We start from the raw sequence: 14,941 nt of genomic DNA on the forward strand, positions 1-14,941 counted from the left end.
GTCAGCCGATCGCCGCTGGGTCACGCCGTGGGGCGGGCGCGGGGCTGGGGCGGCGTCGGCCGCGCAGCCGTGTGTAGAGCGACAGCATCGCCGGCAGGACGGCCACGCTGGCGACCAGTGCCAGACCGATCGTCATCGCGAGCACCAGGCCGAACTGCCGGAACGGGCGGATGTTCGACAGCACCAGGCACCCGAAGCCGGCGATCGTCGTCAATGCCGAGCCGACCAGGGCACCACCGGTGTGCTGCAACGTCGAGCGCAGTGCGTCGGCCAGGTCGTCGAAGCGGTCGCGGTCCTCGAGGAACCGGTTCACCACGTGGATGCCGAACGGCACGCCGATTCCGATGGCCAGCGCGGACACCATCGCCGTCATGACGTTGAACGGGATCCCGACGGCCGCCATCAGGCCGAACACCCACGCGACGACGAGCCCGACCGACGCGATCGCCAGCACCCCGAGGACCGGCTCGCGGGTGCGGAACCAGAACGCGAGCGACAGGATGATCGCGGACGCCAGCAACGTCAGGGCCAGCCCGGTCACCTGGGTCGCACGCAGTTCGTCCATCACGACATCGATCAGGATCGGGTCGGACGCCGCGACCGCGGTCAGGTCCAGCTCGCGCAGCGGTGCCACGACCGCATCCAGCTCCTCACGCATCCGGTCGACGTCGTCACCGGCCGCGGAGGAGAACTCGACCACCAGCGCGTCGTCCGACACCAGGGCGGCGGCGGACGGGTCGAGGGCCACCAGCGCGTCCGCGAGCGGCCGCAGCAACGCGTCCGCCGGCGGCCCGTCGGCCGTGCCGACACCTGCCTCGCTCGCCGCGGCGACGAACGTCGCGACGGCCGCAGGGTCCGGTGTCGCGACGCCCCTGGCGTCGGCCGCGTTCGCGGTGGCCGGGTCGGGCGCCGCCTGCACCCGCTCGAGGACCATCTCGGCCCGCCGCAGGATCGAATCCCCGTCCGCCCGGTCCTCGGTGGTGCGTACACCGACGACGTCAGCGGCCGCCACCTCGACCCGGTGCACCGCAGCCAGCACCCCGGGCTGCTCGACGTCACCCTCGACCAGGACCTGGGTCGTCTCCGTCAGGTCACCGCCGAAGGCGTCGTCGACCAGGTCGAGCAGAGCCAGCGGCGCCGAGTCCTCCGGGAAGAACTCGGTCTGGCTGAACTCGGTCGACAGGTTCGTGGCGGCCACCGCCCCGATCACGGTCAGCAGTCCGGCGGCCGTGAGCACGATGCCGGGGTGGTGCGTCGCCGCCGGCGCCAGCGAGGACGAGATCCGCCCGAGCAGCGACGGCTTGGCGTCCAGCGGTGCGGGTGCGACCCGCGCGACCCGCCCGCGACGGACGCGCCAGCGGTCCGCGAGCAGCCGCAGCGCCGGCACGAACGTGGTCATGATCAGGAACGCCGAGGTCACGCCGACGGCGGCGAACACGCCGAAGTCGCGCAGCGGCGGCAGCGGGTTGGTGACGTTGGTCATGAAGCCGACGACGGTCGTCAGCGTCGCCAGCGCCAACGCGGTGCCCACGGCACCGATGGCCCCGGCGGCGGCCCCGTCGGGGTCGGCACCCTCGGCGCGTTCCTCGCGGTAGCGCATGGTGAGGTGGATGCCGTAGTCGACGCCCAGACCGACCAGCAGGATCGGGATCGCGGTGGTCATCTCGTTCATGCCGCCGGTCCAGCCGAGCAGCCCGGGCCCGAGCACGGTGGAGATGCCCTGCATCCACACGATCGTGAAGACCAGGCCGAGCAGCGAGGCGATCACGTCCAGCGGGCGGCGGAAGATCACCACCAGGATCAGCACGATGAGGGCGAAGGCCAGTCCGAGCAGCCGACCGAGATCGGCCTGGATCTCAGCGCCGATCTCATCGCCCAGCAGCTGGAAGTCCAACGTGGAGACGGTGACCCCGGGCAGGTCGCCGGTCCGGTCCGCCAGCGCCCGAACGACGCTCTCGCGCTCGTCGAGGTCGAGCTCCCCGTCCAGCAGCACCACGACGGCGCCGACCTCGCCGTCGACCGAGCCGTCGGCCAGCAGCCGCGTGACCTGCGCCGCCTGCTGCGGCGCCAACTGCGCCACCGCGCCGTCGTGCAGCTGCTGGATCGCCGCGTCGGACAGCCCCGCCGGGTCCACCTGCTGCGCGGCGGCCGACTGCAGGACGAGGTCGGCATAGGTGACCACGGCCCCCTCGGGGATCGGCGCCAGGGCCGGCGACACGACCGCGTCGTCCTCGAGACGTTCCCGCAGCGCGGCGGCGGCCGCGACACCCTGGCCGTCGAGCACCGGACCGCGCTCCGACTCGACGATCAGTTGCACCGGGTCGAAGCTGGAGCCGAACTCCTCGCGGATCGTGGTCAGCGCCGTGGTGACCTCGTTCTCCGGCGCGAAGTTCTCGAAGCCCTGGTCCTGCACGCCGTAGGTGGCCGTCAGCCCGCCGAGAACGGCGGTGAGCACCACGACCGCGGCGACCAGGAGCCCCGGGGCACGGCGTACGGCACCGGACAACGCTGCGATCAGGCGGGTCACGCGAGGCCCCTCGGAGAGGCGGACGACGCCGACGCCGTCCGGAGAAGGAGGACGCGCCCGCGAGGCGGCCGGCGCGCCGCGGGGAAGCCTACGTCCCGCGGTGCGCCGGCCGAGCCGCCCAGCGGTTCACACCTCGCCGCTGTGGCGCCGAGCGCGCGCCCGGCGACACACGGTCGCCCTGCTCAGCCCACGACGTCCCAGACGTTGCCGCCCTCCAGGAGGGCCATCAGGTCGCCTTCGCCCTGCCGTTCCCGGGCACCCTCCAACTGCTCGCGCAGCAGGTCGTCGTAGACGGGTGCCTCGACGTCGCGGAAGATCCCGATCGGGGTGGGTCCGGTCGGGTTGAGCGCCAGCCGGGCCAGCGCGAACGCCGTGGTCGGCTCCTGCTTGTGCGGGTCGTGGATGACGACCCGGTCCCCCGCCTCGGCGGTCGGCACGATCTTCATCGAGCCATCGCCGCGGGCCACCACTGCGTGCTCGGCGTCGGGACCGAACGTGATCGGCTCGCCGGCACGCAGCCGGATCTGGTTGTGGACCTTGGCGTCCTTGTCCTTGAGCGCCGCGAAGGCCCCGTCGTTGAAGACGTTGCAGTTCTGATAGATCTCCACGAACGAGGCGCCGCGATGCCGGTAGGCCGCCTCCAGGACCTCGGTGAGGTGCTGGCGGTCGGTGTCGATGCTGCGCGCGACGAACGTCGCCTCGGCCCCCAGCGCCAGCGCGACGGGGTTGACCGGCCGGTCGATCGAGCCCATCGGCGTCGACTTGCGGATCACGCCCAGCGGCGAGGTCGGCGAGTACTGGCCCTTGGTGAGCCCGTAGATCTCGTTGTTGAACAGCAGGATCGTGATGTTGACGTTGCGGCGCAGGGCGTGGATGAGGTGGTTGCCGCCGATCGACAGCCCGTCGCCGTCACCCGTGACGACCCACACGTCCAGGTCCGGGCGGCTGATCGCGAGGCCGGTCGCGATCGCCGGCGCGCGCCCGTGGATCGAGTGGATCCCGTAGGTGTCCACGTAGTACGGGAAGCGCGACGAGCACCCGATCCCGGACACGAACACGGTCGACTCCGGCCGGGCGCCGAGCTCCGGCAGCAGGTTCTGCACCGCGGCGAGGATCGCGTAGTCGCCGCAGCCCGGGCACCAGCGGACCTCGCGGTCCGAGGTGAAGTCCTTGCGGGTCAGGCCGGTCTGCTGGTTGCCGGTCATCGCGCCACCTTCCCGTTGCCGTGCCCGGCCGTCGCGGCGAGACCGACGCCGAAGCCGAGCGTGTTGATCGCCTCCACCAGCTCCGCCGACGAGAAGGGCTGGCCGGTGACCCGGTTGTGGCTCTGTACGTCCACGAGCGTGCGAGCCCGCAGCAGCATCGCCAGCTGCCCGGTGTTGTTCTCCGCGCAGACGACCCGCCCGTAGCGCCGCAGGATGTCGGGCAGGTCGTGCGGGAGCGGCGCGAGGTGGCGCAGATGGACCCGCGCGACCTGCTGCCCGCGCTTGCGCAGCTCGTGGCACGCCGCCAGCAGCGGCCCCTCCGTCGAGCCCCAACCGACGACCAGGACGTCGGCCTCGCCGCTGGGATCCTCCACCACCGTCGGCGGCAGTGCCTCGGCGACCTTCTCCACCTTGGCGGCGCGCAGGTCGGTCATGCGCTGGTGGTTGCTGGCCTCGTAGTTGATGTGGCCGGTGACGTCCTCCTTCTCCAACCCCCCGATGCGGTGCTGGAGGCCCGGCGTGCCCGGTACCGCCCACGGTCGGGCGAGGGTCTCCGGGTCGCGCAGGTAGGGCAGGAACTGCCCGTCCTCGCCGTTCGGGGCCGTCGTGAACGACACGCGCAGGTCGGGCAGGTCGTCGATCTCCGGCAGACGCCACGGTTCCGCGGAGTTGGCGAGGTAGCCGTCGGACAGCAGCACGACCGGCGTGCGGTAGATCAGCGCGATCCGGCAGGCCTCGAGGGCGGCGTCGAAGCAGTCGGCGGGCGAACTGGCGGCCACGACCGGCATGGGCGCCTCGCCGTTGCGGCCGTGGAGCACCTGCAACAGGTCGGACTGTTCGGTCTTGGTCGGCAGGCCGGTGGAGGGACCGCCGCGCTGCACGTCGACGACGACCAGCGGCAACTCGGCCGCCAGCGCCAGACCCATCGCCTCGGACTTCAACGCGATGCCCGGGCCGCTGGAGGCCGTGACCGCCAGCGCACCACCGAACGCGGCCCCGATGACCGAGCCGATCGCCGCGATCTCGTCCTCGGCCTGGAAGGTCGACACGCCGAAGTGCTTCTGGCGCGAGAGCTCGTGCAGGATGTCCGACGCGGGGGTGATCGGGTACGAGCCGTAGAAGAGCGGCAGCCCGGAGCGCACGCTGGCGGCGACCAGGCCGTAGGCCAGGGCCTGGTTGCCGGTGATGTTGCGGTAGCGCCCGGGCGCGAGCTTGGCGGCCTTGACCTCGTAGGTGTAGGTGAAGGCCTCGGTCGTCTCGCCGTAGTTGCGCCCGGCGTGCAGGGCCGCCACGTTCGCGCGTGCCAACGCGGGCCGCTTGGCGAACTTGGTCTGCAGCCACTGCTCGGTGTCGTCGAGCGGGCGGTGGAACATCCACGACACGAGGCCGAGCGCGAACATGTTCTTGCAGCGCTCGGCCTCCTTCTTGTTGAGCTCGCCCGCCTCGACCTGCTGCTCCAGCGCCCGCAGCGTCAGGTCGGTGAGCGCGACCTCGTGGACCTGGTAGTCCGTCAGCGAGCCGTCCTCGAGCGGGTTGGTCTCGTACCCGGCCTTCTGCAGGTTGCGCTTCTCGAACGCGTCCTTGTTGACGATCAGCGTCCCGCCGGGCTTGAGCGCCTCGAGGTGCTTGAGCAGGGCCGCCGGGTTCATCGCCACCAGGACGTCGGGCCGGTCGCCCGGGGTGTGGATGTCCTGGTCGGAGAAGTGCAGCTGGAACGAACTGACGCCGGCCAGCGTGCCCGCGGGGGCGCGGATCTCCGCCGGGAAGTCCGGCAGGGTGGCGAGGTCGTTGCCGGCCAGGGCCGACTGGGTCGTGAAGCGGTCTCCCGTCAGCTGCATGCCGTCACCGGAGTCGCCGGCGAAGCGGACGACGGCGTTGGACAGCTGGACACGCTGACGGTTCGCGGTCTGGGTCATGTGCGGTTGTCCTCCCGAGCCGCGACCCCTGGCGGCTCCCGACGCGGCCGCGGCCCCGACAGCCTGCCACCTCGGACGCCGTGCTGCCCAACAGGCCCGCCCGGAAGACCTAGAACGCACGACGCGGCCGCGACCACCACAACGGGCGGCGGTGGTCGGCCGCGTCGGCGTCAGCCGCAGACGCTCTTGAGCAGCGGGTAGGGATTGATGGCCGACCCGCCGCCGGGATGCAGCTCGAAGTGGATGTGCGGGGTGCCGCGGGCGTTGCCGGTGTCGCCGTTGGTCGCCACCTGCTGACCGGCCGACACCCGGGCCCCGTTGCCGACGGTGTGGCTCTGCAGGTGCATGTACCAGTACTGGTTGCCGTCGTCGCCACGCAGGATCGCCCACAGCCCGGCGCTGGGACCGGGGCTCTGGATCGACCACGTGCCGCTGGTGATCGCGCGCACCGGGATCCCGTAGGGCCCCAGGATGTCCGTGCCGCGGTGCGAGCGCCCGCCCGAGCGCGGCGCACCCCAGGTGTCGGTGAAGTGACGCGGGTGGTCCAGCGGACAGGCCTTGCCGCCGGAGCCGACGCCGCCACCGCCGCCACCGCTGCTGCCGCCACCGCCGCTGCCGCCGCCGCTGCCGCCGCTGCCCGACGACGTACGGGTGGTGGCCGCGGACCGGCGTTCCCGCTCCTCGCGTTCCCGCCGTTCGCGCTCCTCGCGTTCGCGGCGCTCGCGCTCGAGACGTTCGCGGCGTTCGCGCTCGAGACGTTCGCGTTCGGCGCGCTCCTGGGCGGTCAGTCGGGCCTCGAGTTCCTTGGCCTCCTCGAGGTCCCGGGTCAGCGACGCCGCCACCTCGGCCTGGCGTTCCTGCGCGGCCTCGAGGTCACGGGTGCGCTCGTCCAGGCGCCCCTGCGCGGCCTCCAGCCGGGTCCGCGTCGCCGTGAGCATCTCGCCGTGGGACCGGTCGCCGGCCACCAGCCGGTGCACCGTCTGGGCGCGCGACAGCGCGGCGGACGGCTCGTCGCTGGCCAGGAACACCGCGAGCGGGTCGAGGTTCGCGCCGTGCATGTACGAGCCGCGCACGCGCACGGCGATCAGGTCCGTGACGGCTCGCAGCTCGGCCGCCAGCTCCTGCACCTCGGCGGTCAGCTCGTCACGCTCGGCCTCGAGCTCGGCCATGCGGACCTGCAGTTCGTCGAGCTCCGCGGCGGCCTCGGCCAACCTCGACTCGATCGCCGCCCGCTGCGCGGCCGCCTCGGTGCGTCGCTCACGGAGCTCCTCGAGCGACTGGGCCCCCGCCTGCGTCGCGACCAGCGGCGTCAGCAGGAAGGCGGCCAATACCGCCGTTCCTCCCCGCAGGCGCACCCGGGACGCGGTCGACCGGCGACTCACGTGCTTCCTCTCTGCATGACGACGCACACGACCGCCGCGAGAGCCTAGTCGCGCCCGATCGCACCACGACAGCCCCTGCGAGCGACCGCACGCGCGACGGCCACCACCGCTCGGCCGGCGCGGCGCGATCAGCGCACGTTCTCCGGCGAAGTCGCATCAGACCCTTGTCGGCCCCTGTCGGCACGCTTAGTGTCCTGCCACGTCGTTCGCGCCTTTCGGGCGCCCACGACGGCCCGCGGAGAAGTCGGATTCACCGCGGACAGACCGCGACGAGTCACCCACGACACCGGCGAAGGAGGGACCGATGATGACCAAGCGAATCGACGCTGGTACCGGCGCCCTCGCCGGCCGTCCTGCCGTGCTCGCTCGCACCGGAGTGTAGGCACCACTCCCCTCGGAACCTCGAGCGAGCCGGCGGATCTCCCGCCGGCTTTTTCGTGTCCCGAATACCGGTTCCTCACCCGGTCCGGTGCGGTCCTCGACCTTCTCTAGCGTCGAGATCGACCCGCCGCCAAACGCGTCCTTCGCCCGAAGGCGCGACCGTCACACCGACCCCACGAGGTCCTCCCATGCACCCCGAACTGACCCATCTCGAAGCCCAGCTGCGCGTCCGTGACGACCTGAACGACTTCGCGGTCCGCAGACAGCATCCTCGACGCCCACGCCCACCCTCTCGGGTGCGCGTCGCCGTGGCGTCCCAGCTGGTGCGCCTGGCGGCGCGCGTCGCCGACGAGCCCGCCCACGTCCTGGCGCGCCGCGTCTGACGACGAGGTACCGCCGCGGCCGAGTTCCCGGTCGACTTCCCCGCCACCCGCGAGCACGTCAGCTCGCGGGTGGCGGCCGGGACCCGGCCGCGGCGGCGTCGTCGGTCAGTCGACGTTGGAACCCGCGTCGACCGACGCGACCCGTTCGAGCTCGGTCTTCGGGGCGATGCGCCACAGCCTGGCGGCCGCCGTGTCCCAGTCCTCGAGGACGCGCGACGCGCGGGCCGAACCGGTCAGCGTCGCGTGGTGCTCGACCAGCTCGCGCACCTGTGCCAGCTGTCCGCCGTTGGGCCGGTGCGCCTCGACGAGCTGCCGGTTGACGTGCGCCAACAGGTCGCCGTCGACGTCCAGCACGTAGCACTCGCCGCCGCTCATGCCCGCACCGACGTTCTGCCCCGTCGGTCCGAGGACCACGACGGTGCCGCCGGTCATGTACTCGCACGCGTGGTCGCCGGTCCCCTCGACGACGGCGGTGGCGCCGGAGTTGCGGACCGCGAACCGTTCGCCCGCACGCCCGGCGACGAACAGTTCGCCGCTGGTGGCCCCGTACAGGACGGTGTTGCCGACCAGCACCGGGTCGCCGACGTCGTCGTGCGGCGCCCGGATGACGATGCGGCCGCCGCCGAGCCCCTTGCCGACGTAGTCGTTGGCCTCCCCGTCGAGGACCAGCTCGACCCCGCGGCTGGTGAACGCGCCGAACGACTGGCCGGCCGTGCCGGTGAAGCGCAACCGCGCCAGGCCCTGCGGGGCGTGGTCGCCGAACTCCAACCCGACCGCACCGCCGATGCGGGCGCCGACGGTGCGGTCCGCGTTGGCGATCTCGTAGGTGTACTCCGTGATGCCGCCGAGGAAGACCGTCTCCAGCGCGTCGTCGAACACGCGGTCGCCCAGCTCGCTGCGCGGGTCCTGGATGGGCTCACGGGCCACGAAGCGCCGCTCGCCGATGCCCGGATCCACCAGCAGCGGGCGCACGTCCAGCCGTGCGGCGCGCCCCGCGAGGTCGTCGCGCGGCTCGAGCAGGTCGACCCGCCCGATGGCGTCGTCGAGGCTGCGCAGCCCGAGCTCGGCGAGCAGGTGACGGACCTCCTCGGCGACCATGAGCAGGTAGCCGGCGACCATCTCCGGGGTGCCGACGAACTTGTCACGCAGGTCCCGACGCTGCGTCGCGATGCCGACCGGGCAGGTGTCGCGGTGGCAGGCGCGCGCCATGATGCAGCCCTCGGCGAACAGCGCGGCCGTCCCGAACGAGTACTCGTCGGCGCCCAGCAGCGCGGCCTTCAGGACGTCGTGGCCGGTCTTGAACCCGCCGTCGACGCGCAGCCGCACCCGGCCGCGCAGCCCGTTCGCCCGCAACGTCTGCTGCACCTCGGCCAGGCCGAGCTCCCACGGCATGCCGGCGTGCTGGATCGACGACAGCGGCGACGCGCCGGTCCCACCGTCGTTGCCCGACACGTGGATCGAGTCGGCCAGCGCCTTGGCGACACCGGCGGCGATCGTGCCGATCCCGGCGGCGGCCACCAACTTGACGTCGACCTGCGCCTCGGGGTTGACCTGCTTGAGGTCGAAGATCAGCTGGGCCAGGTCCTCGATGGAATAGATGTCGTGGTGCGGCGGCGGGCTGATGAGGGTGACGCCCGGCGTCGTGTGCCGCAGCCGGGCGATCTCGTCGGTCACCTTGTGACCGGGGATCTGGCCGCCCTCACCGGGCTTGGACCCCTGCGCCATCTTGATCTGCACGACCTCGGCGTTCGCGAGGTACTCCGGGGTGACGCCGAACCGGCCGGACGCGACCTGCTTGATGCGGCAGTCGAGGTCGCGAGCGGTGCCGCGCGTACGGAAGCGAGCGGGGTCCTCGCCCCCCTCACCGGAATTGGCGCGGCCGCCGATCAGGTTCAGCGCCGCCGCCAGGGTCTCGTGCGCCTCGGCCGACAACGCGCCGTGCGACATCGCCCCGGTGGAGAAGCGCCGCGCGATCTCGTGGGCCGACTCCACCTCGTCCAGCGGGACGGCGCCGCCGGTCGCGCGGGGCCGCAGGAAGTCACGTGGATAGGCGGCAGGGCGGGACCGGACCGTCTCCGAGAAGACCTCGTACAGGTCCCAGCGGCCCTGCTCCGACGCGGCGCGCAGTACCTGGGCGGTGCGCCCGTCGACCTGGTCGGCCCCCGCGCCCGGGAGCACGTCCTGGGCGCCGGCACCGTCCACCACGAACGGGTCCGTCTTCGGCCGCCGACCGAGGCCCAACACGTCGTGCAGCGCGTCGATCACCGGCTTGTTCATGTCGTGGAACTCGCCGCCCTTGCGCCACTTGATGATGCCGGGACTGGGCAGGTCGGGCAGGTCGTCGTCCGCGACGCGGAACGCCTCGGCGTGCTGGCCGAGCACGTCCTGGGCGAGGTCGTCCAGGGTCAGGCCACCCAGCGTCGAGACGGTGCCGGTGAAGCACCGGTCGATCACGTCCGGGCCCAGCCCCAACGCCTCGAAGATCTGGGCGCTGCGGTAGCTGTCGAGCACCGAGATGCCCATCTTCGACATGATCTTGAGCACGCCGTCCTCGACGGCGGTGCGATAGCGCTCCTGGGCGACGCTGGCCGTGGGGTTGTCGCCGCCGATGCGGCCCTCGTCGGCCAGGTCGGCGATCGTCTGCAGCACGAGCCGCGGCACGATCGCGTCGGCGCCGTAGCCGAGCAGCGTCGCGGCGTCGTGGGTCTCGCGCGCCTCGTCGGTCTCCGCGACGATCGAGGTACGGGTGCGCAGGCCCTCGTCGAGCAGGTGGTGGTGCACGGCGCCGACCGCCAGCAGGATCGGCACCCGGCAGCGCTCCTCGTCCACGCCGGCGTCGGACACGACGACGATGCCGGCGCCAGTGCGTACGTGCGCTGCCGCCTCGCGACCGAGCCGCTCCAGCGCAGCCCGCAGACCGGTCGTGCCGTCGGCCACCGGGAAGGTGGCGTCGACCGCCTGCACCCCGAACGGGATGTCCGGGTCGAGCACGATGCGCTGCAGCCCTTCCGGGTACAGGAAGAACGACCCCAGCTCCAGCAGCCGGGCCGCCTCGGGCCGTTCGGTGAGGATCGGCTCGCGCGGACCGAGCAGGGTGCGCAGGCTCATGACCTGCGACTCGCGGTAGTGGTCGATCGGCGGGTTGGTGACCTGGGCGAAGCGTTGCTTGAGGTAGTGCGACACCGGCCGGCGGACCTGGCTGAGCGGCTCGATGGGCGTGTCGTCGCCCATGGACGAGATCGTCTCCTTGCCCTGCGTCGCCATCGGACGCAGGATCGAGATGATCTCCTCCTTGGAGAAGCCGAACGCGAGCTGCCGGCGCTGCAGGTCCGCCGGCGCGCCCTCCACCGGCAGCCCGACGCGGGCCTGGCGCAGATGCTCGTGCAGCCACGTCCCGTAGGGCCGTCGACGGCCGAGCTGCTGCTTGATCTCCAGGTCCTCCTGCAGCCCGCCCTCGTCGGGGTCGACGCACAGCATCTGGCCCGGCCCGAGCCGCTCGCGGCGGATGCCGCCGTGATGGCCGTCGTCGTCGGTGGGCAGCGAGGTCCGCACGGCGCCGACCTCGGAGGCGGCGACGACGGTGCCGTCCTCGCAGACGTGGTAACGCAGCGGCCGCAGGCCGTTGCGGTCCAGCGTCGCGCCCACGCGCCGCCCGTCGGTGAAGATCAGGCCGGCGGGGCCGTCCCACGGCTCGACGAGGCCGGCGTGGTAGCGGTAGAAGTCGCGAATCTCCGGGTCGAGGTCGCGGCGGGCCTCCCACACCTGCGGGACCAGCATCGCCTGCGCGTGACGGACGTCACGGCCCGCACGCACCAGCAGCTCCAGCGCCTGGTCGAGCTTGGCGGAGTCCGACTGGTCGTCGTCGACCACCGGCGCGAGCAGCTGCGGCTCCACCCAGTCGGTGCCGTCGATCGACAGCGCCCCCTCGACGAGCTGGCCCTCGCGCGCCCGCATCAGGTTGCCGTTGCCGGCGATGGTGTTGATCTCGCCGTTGTGGCACAGCATCCGGAACGGCTGGGCGCGCTCCCAGCTGGGCGTCGTGTTGGTGGAGAAACGCGAGTGGAAGACCGCCAGGGCGGAGGTGAACCGCTCGTCACGCAGGTCCGGGTAGAAGGCGTCGAGCTGGTCGGCGTCGGCCATCGCCTTGTAGGTGACGGTCACGAACGAGCACGAGGCGGCGTAGAAGCGCATGCCGCCGGCCTCGCAACGCTTGCGGGCACGCCGACGCAGGCGGTAGGCGACCCGCTCGGCCTCACGGTCGTCCAGGCGCGCCTGCCCGCTGGCGGGGCGGACGAACAGGGCCTGGACCAGCGCGGGCTGGACGGCGGCGGCCATCTCGCCGATGAGGCTGGGATCGTTCGGCACGTCACGCCAGCCGAGGAAGCGCACGCCCTCGCTGGCGCAGGCCTTTTCGAACGCGTCACGCGCGCCGGCCCGGTCCTGCTCGGCCGCGGCGTCGTCGCCGGGGGTGAGGAACAGGAACGCGAGCCCGAGGTCGGCCGCGTCGACGTCGTCGGCGCCCAACTCCGCGGCCCAGTCGGCCGCCAGCTCACGCGGGATCTGGGTGAGCACGCCCGCACCGTCGCCGGACAGCCCGTCGGCGGCGACGGCCCCGCGGTGCTTCACACCGCACAACCCCTGCAGCGCCAGGGCGACGATGCTGCGTCGTGGCCGACCGTCGACATGGGCGACGAAGCCGATCCCACACGCGTCGCGTTCGCCACGCGGGTCGAACGCCGTGGCACGGGCGTCACGACGGCCGGTCGGGGGGGCCGGCGCCAAAGGGATCGACGTCACGTCGGACACGCTGGAACTCCTGCTCGAGGTGCCGGGGCACCGGGACGGGCACGTGCTGCGACGCCGAGCAGGGCCACCGAGGTGGTCCAGGGATGCGGACGCGAAAAACGGCGCCCCGCCAGGTGTCGGGAGCGCCGTTGCTCTGCCGGGGAGCGTAACGGGCGACTCGGCTGATTGTCCATCCCGACGAATCGGACGGCTGACCGGACGAGGCGGCCGGGCCGGATGCGTGCCCGCGCCGATGTCACCGCTGCCATCATGCGCCTCGACCCAGGAGGCCGATTGAGCAGCCAGTCGGACCCGGCGCCCTCACCTGTTCCCGTGCTCACGGGGCCGAGGTGGGACGGCCCGTCGCCAGCCCCCGCGATCGACGTCGCGGTCGCCGTCGAGGACGCCGCGACGGAGTTGGCGCGCCTGCTGGCGCAGGTGACACCCGCCGACCACGAGGCCCACGGACGGGCGTCGCGGCATCTCGCCCGGCTCGCGACCCCACCCGGGGCGCTGGGGCACCTGGCGAACCTGGCCCTCGAACTCGCGTGCCTGACGGGGCATCCGCCGCCGGTCCCCTCCCGCCCGGCCCTGCTGCTCGCGGCCGGCGACCACGGCGTGCACCGGCACGGGGTGACGCCCTGGGCGCAGTCGACGACGCGGCGGCTGGCCGAGGCGGCGTTGGCGGGGCGCGCCGGGGTGTCCACCGCGGCCAGGACCGTCGGCGCACGGGTGTGCGTGCTCGACGTCGGGCTGGTCCAGCCGATCGCCGCGCACCCGGCATTGGTCGTCGCGCCGGTCGTGCGAGGCACCAGCGACCTCCACGAGCAGGATGCGATGTCCGTGGTCCAAGCCCGCCGCGCGCTCCTGCTCGGGGCGCGGCTGGCAGCGGGGCTCATGGCCGACGGTGCCGACCTGCTGGTGCTGGGTGACCTGGGCGTCGGCAACGCGACGGCCAGCGAGGCGCTAGTGGCCGCCACGACCGGTGTCGATCCGGACTACCTCACGGGTCGGCCCGTCAACGGCGCGGCCGAGCACGTCGCCGTCCGGCGGCAGGTCCTGCGCACCGCGATCCGTCGCGTCGGCCTGCGCTCGCCGCTCCAGACGCTGGCGGGGCTGGGCGGGGCCGAGCACGCGGCGCTGGTCGGCGCGATCCTCGCGGCGGCCGGACGACGCGTGCCGGTGCTGCTCGACGGTCTCGCGGACGCGGCCGCGGCCCTGATCGCGGTCGGGCTCGCCCCCGACGCCGGGCAGGCCCTGATCGTCGGTAGCGTCTCGCCCGAGCCGGCCGCCCGCATCGCGGTCGGTCACCTCGGTCTGCGACCGCTGCTCGACCTCGACGTCCGCCTGGGTGACGGCACCGGGGCACTGCTGGCGGTGCCGGCGGTGCAGGCGGCGGCCCGGCTGCTGCACGACGTCGCCACGCTCGAGGAAGCCGGGCTGGCGACGTGACGGGGCCGCTTCGTGCGCACCGGCACGGCAGGTCTAACGTTGCCGGCCCTGACCGCGACGAAAGGACACCGGGTGAGCGTGCGGACCGAACGCCGTGACGACGGGGTCGCGATCCTGACCCTGGACGACCCGGACCGCCGCAACGCCATGACGGTCGAGATGGGCGACGCGCTGCGCGAGGCGGCCGCGGAACTGCAGGACGACCGGGGCCTGCGCGCCGTCGTCCTCACCGGCGCCCCACCGGCGTTCTCGGCCGGCGGCGACCTCGGCATGCTCGAGGACCTCTCACGTCGGACCCGCGAGGAGGGGTTCGACGCCACCGACCACATGCGTGACTTCTACCGCCGGTTCCTGAGCGTGCGCGACCTGCCGGTACCGGTCGTCGCGGCCATCAACGGGCACGCGGTCGGCGCCGGTCTGTGCGTCGCCCTGGCCTGCGACCTGCGGGTCGTCGCCGAGGACGCCAAGGTCGGGCTGAACTTCTCCCGGCTCGGGCTGCACCCGGGCATGGGTGGCTCCTGGTTCCTGGCGCGGGCCGTGGGGCCGCAACGGGCGGCGGCATGGCTCTACACGGGCCGGCTGGTCTCCGGGCGCGAGGCCGCCGACGCCGGGCTGGCGCTGGAGGCCGTCCCGGTCGACGAGGTACTGCCACGGGCCATCGCGCTGGCCGAGGAGATCGCCGCCGCCTCCCCGGTGACCGTCCGGCAACTGAAGCAGACCCTGGCCACGACCGCGGACGCCGACCTCGACGCGGCGCTGGCACGCGAGGCCGCGTGCCAGGCGGTCAGCTACGGCAGCGACGACCTGGTGGAAGGCCTCGCCGCCGGCCGCGAGCGCCGCGCCCCCCGGTTCGCGGGCCACTGACCACGGCACCGGCGTGAGGGACCGGGTGGCCGGTCTTGGCGAAGCC

At 73.1% G+C, this 14,941-nt stretch carries 8 protein-coding genes; 3 read left to right on the top strand and 5 right to left on the bottom strand.

From position 1 onward, the window contains the following. Position 1 precedes the first annotated feature (1 nt). The 4 genes from ACERM0_RS04215 to ACERM0_RS04230 form a co-directional block, all read right to left on the bottom strand. Complete coding sequence (locus ACERM0_RS04215) at positions 2-2,527, bottom strand: RND family transporter (protein WP_373677265.1); 2,526 nt, start codon at positions 2,525-2,527, stop codon at positions 2-4. Between the two features lie 182 nt (positions 2,528-2,709). Continuing rightward, complete coding sequence (locus ACERM0_RS04220) at positions 2,710-3,732, bottom strand: 2-oxoacid:ferredoxin oxidoreductase subunit beta (protein ID WP_373677266.1); 1,023 nt, start codon at positions 3,730-3,732, stop codon at positions 2,710-2,712. Continuing rightward, a complete protein-coding gene (locus ACERM0_RS04225; RefSeq protein WP_373677267.1) occupies positions 3,729-5,648 on the bottom strand; it encodes a 2-oxoacid:acceptor oxidoreductase subunit alpha in 1,920 nt (639 codons plus the stop codon). Before ACERM0_RS04225 ends, ACERM0_RS04220 begins: the two co-directional genes overlap by 4 nt. A gap of 170 nt (positions 5,649-5,818) precedes the next feature. After that, positions 5,819-7,030, bottom strand: a complete 1,212-nt coding sequence (locus tag ACERM0_RS04230) for a murein hydrolase activator EnvC (RefSeq protein ID WP_373677268.1) — start codon at positions 7,028-7,030, stop codon at positions 5,819-5,821. A 569-nt stretch (positions 7,031-7,599) separates the two neighbouring features. On the opposite strand from ACERM0_RS04230, the gene ACERM0_RS04235 reads away from it, so the two are divergent. Next, on the top strand, positions 7,600-7,794 hold the full coding sequence (locus tag ACERM0_RS04235) for a hypothetical protein (protein ID WP_373677269.1): 195 nt from the start codon (positions 7,600-7,602) through the stop codon (positions 7,792-7,794). A gap of 105 nt (positions 7,795-7,899) precedes the next feature. Here ACERM0_RS04235 and ACERM0_RS04240 read toward each other — a convergent pair whose 3' ends face one another. Beyond that, entirely contained in the window at positions 7,900-12,600 is a 4,701-nt protein-coding gene (locus ACERM0_RS04240) for a glutamate synthase-related protein (protein WP_373677270.1), read from the bottom strand. A gap of 273 nt (positions 12,601-12,873) precedes the next feature. Between ACERM0_RS04240 and ACERM0_RS04245 the strand changes: the two genes are divergently transcribed. Together ACERM0_RS04245 and ACERM0_RS04250 are read left to right on the top strand one after the other, a co-directional pair. Beyond that, positions 12,874-14,031 carry a nicotinate-nucleotide--dimethylbenzimidazole phosphoribosyltransferase gene (locus tag ACERM0_RS04245; RefSeq protein ID WP_373677271.1) on the top strand — a complete coding sequence of 386 codons (1,158 nt, stop codon included), beginning with the start codon at positions 12,874-12,876 and terminating at the stop codon, positions 14,029-14,031. Between the two features lie 72 nt (positions 14,032-14,103). Further along, positions 14,104-14,895, top strand: coding sequence for an enoyl-CoA hydratase/isomerase family protein (locus ACERM0_RS04250; RefSeq protein ID WP_373677272.1), 792 nt, complete (start codon positions 14,104-14,106; stop codon positions 14,893-14,895). The last annotated feature ends 46 nt before the right edge of the window (positions 14,896-14,941 follow it).

The organism is Egicoccus sp. AB-alg2 (assembly GCF_041821065.1).
Taxonomy (GTDB): domain Bacteria; phylum Actinomycetota; class Nitriliruptoria; order Nitriliruptorales; family Nitriliruptoraceae; genus Egicoccus.

Coding starts and splice junctions, on each gene's coding strand:
- ACERM0_RS04220 (WP_373677266.1), bottom strand. CDS start 3,732: ATGACCGGCAACCAGCAGACCGGCCTGACCCGCAAGGACTTCACCTCG.
- ACERM0_RS04225 (WP_373677267.1), bottom strand. CDS start 5,648: ATGACCCAGACCGCGAACCGTCAGCGTGTCCAGCTGTCCAACGCCGTC.
- ACERM0_RS04235 (WP_373677269.1), top strand. CDS start 7,600: ATGCACCCCGAACTGACCCATCTCGAAGCCCAGCTGCGCGTCCGTGAC.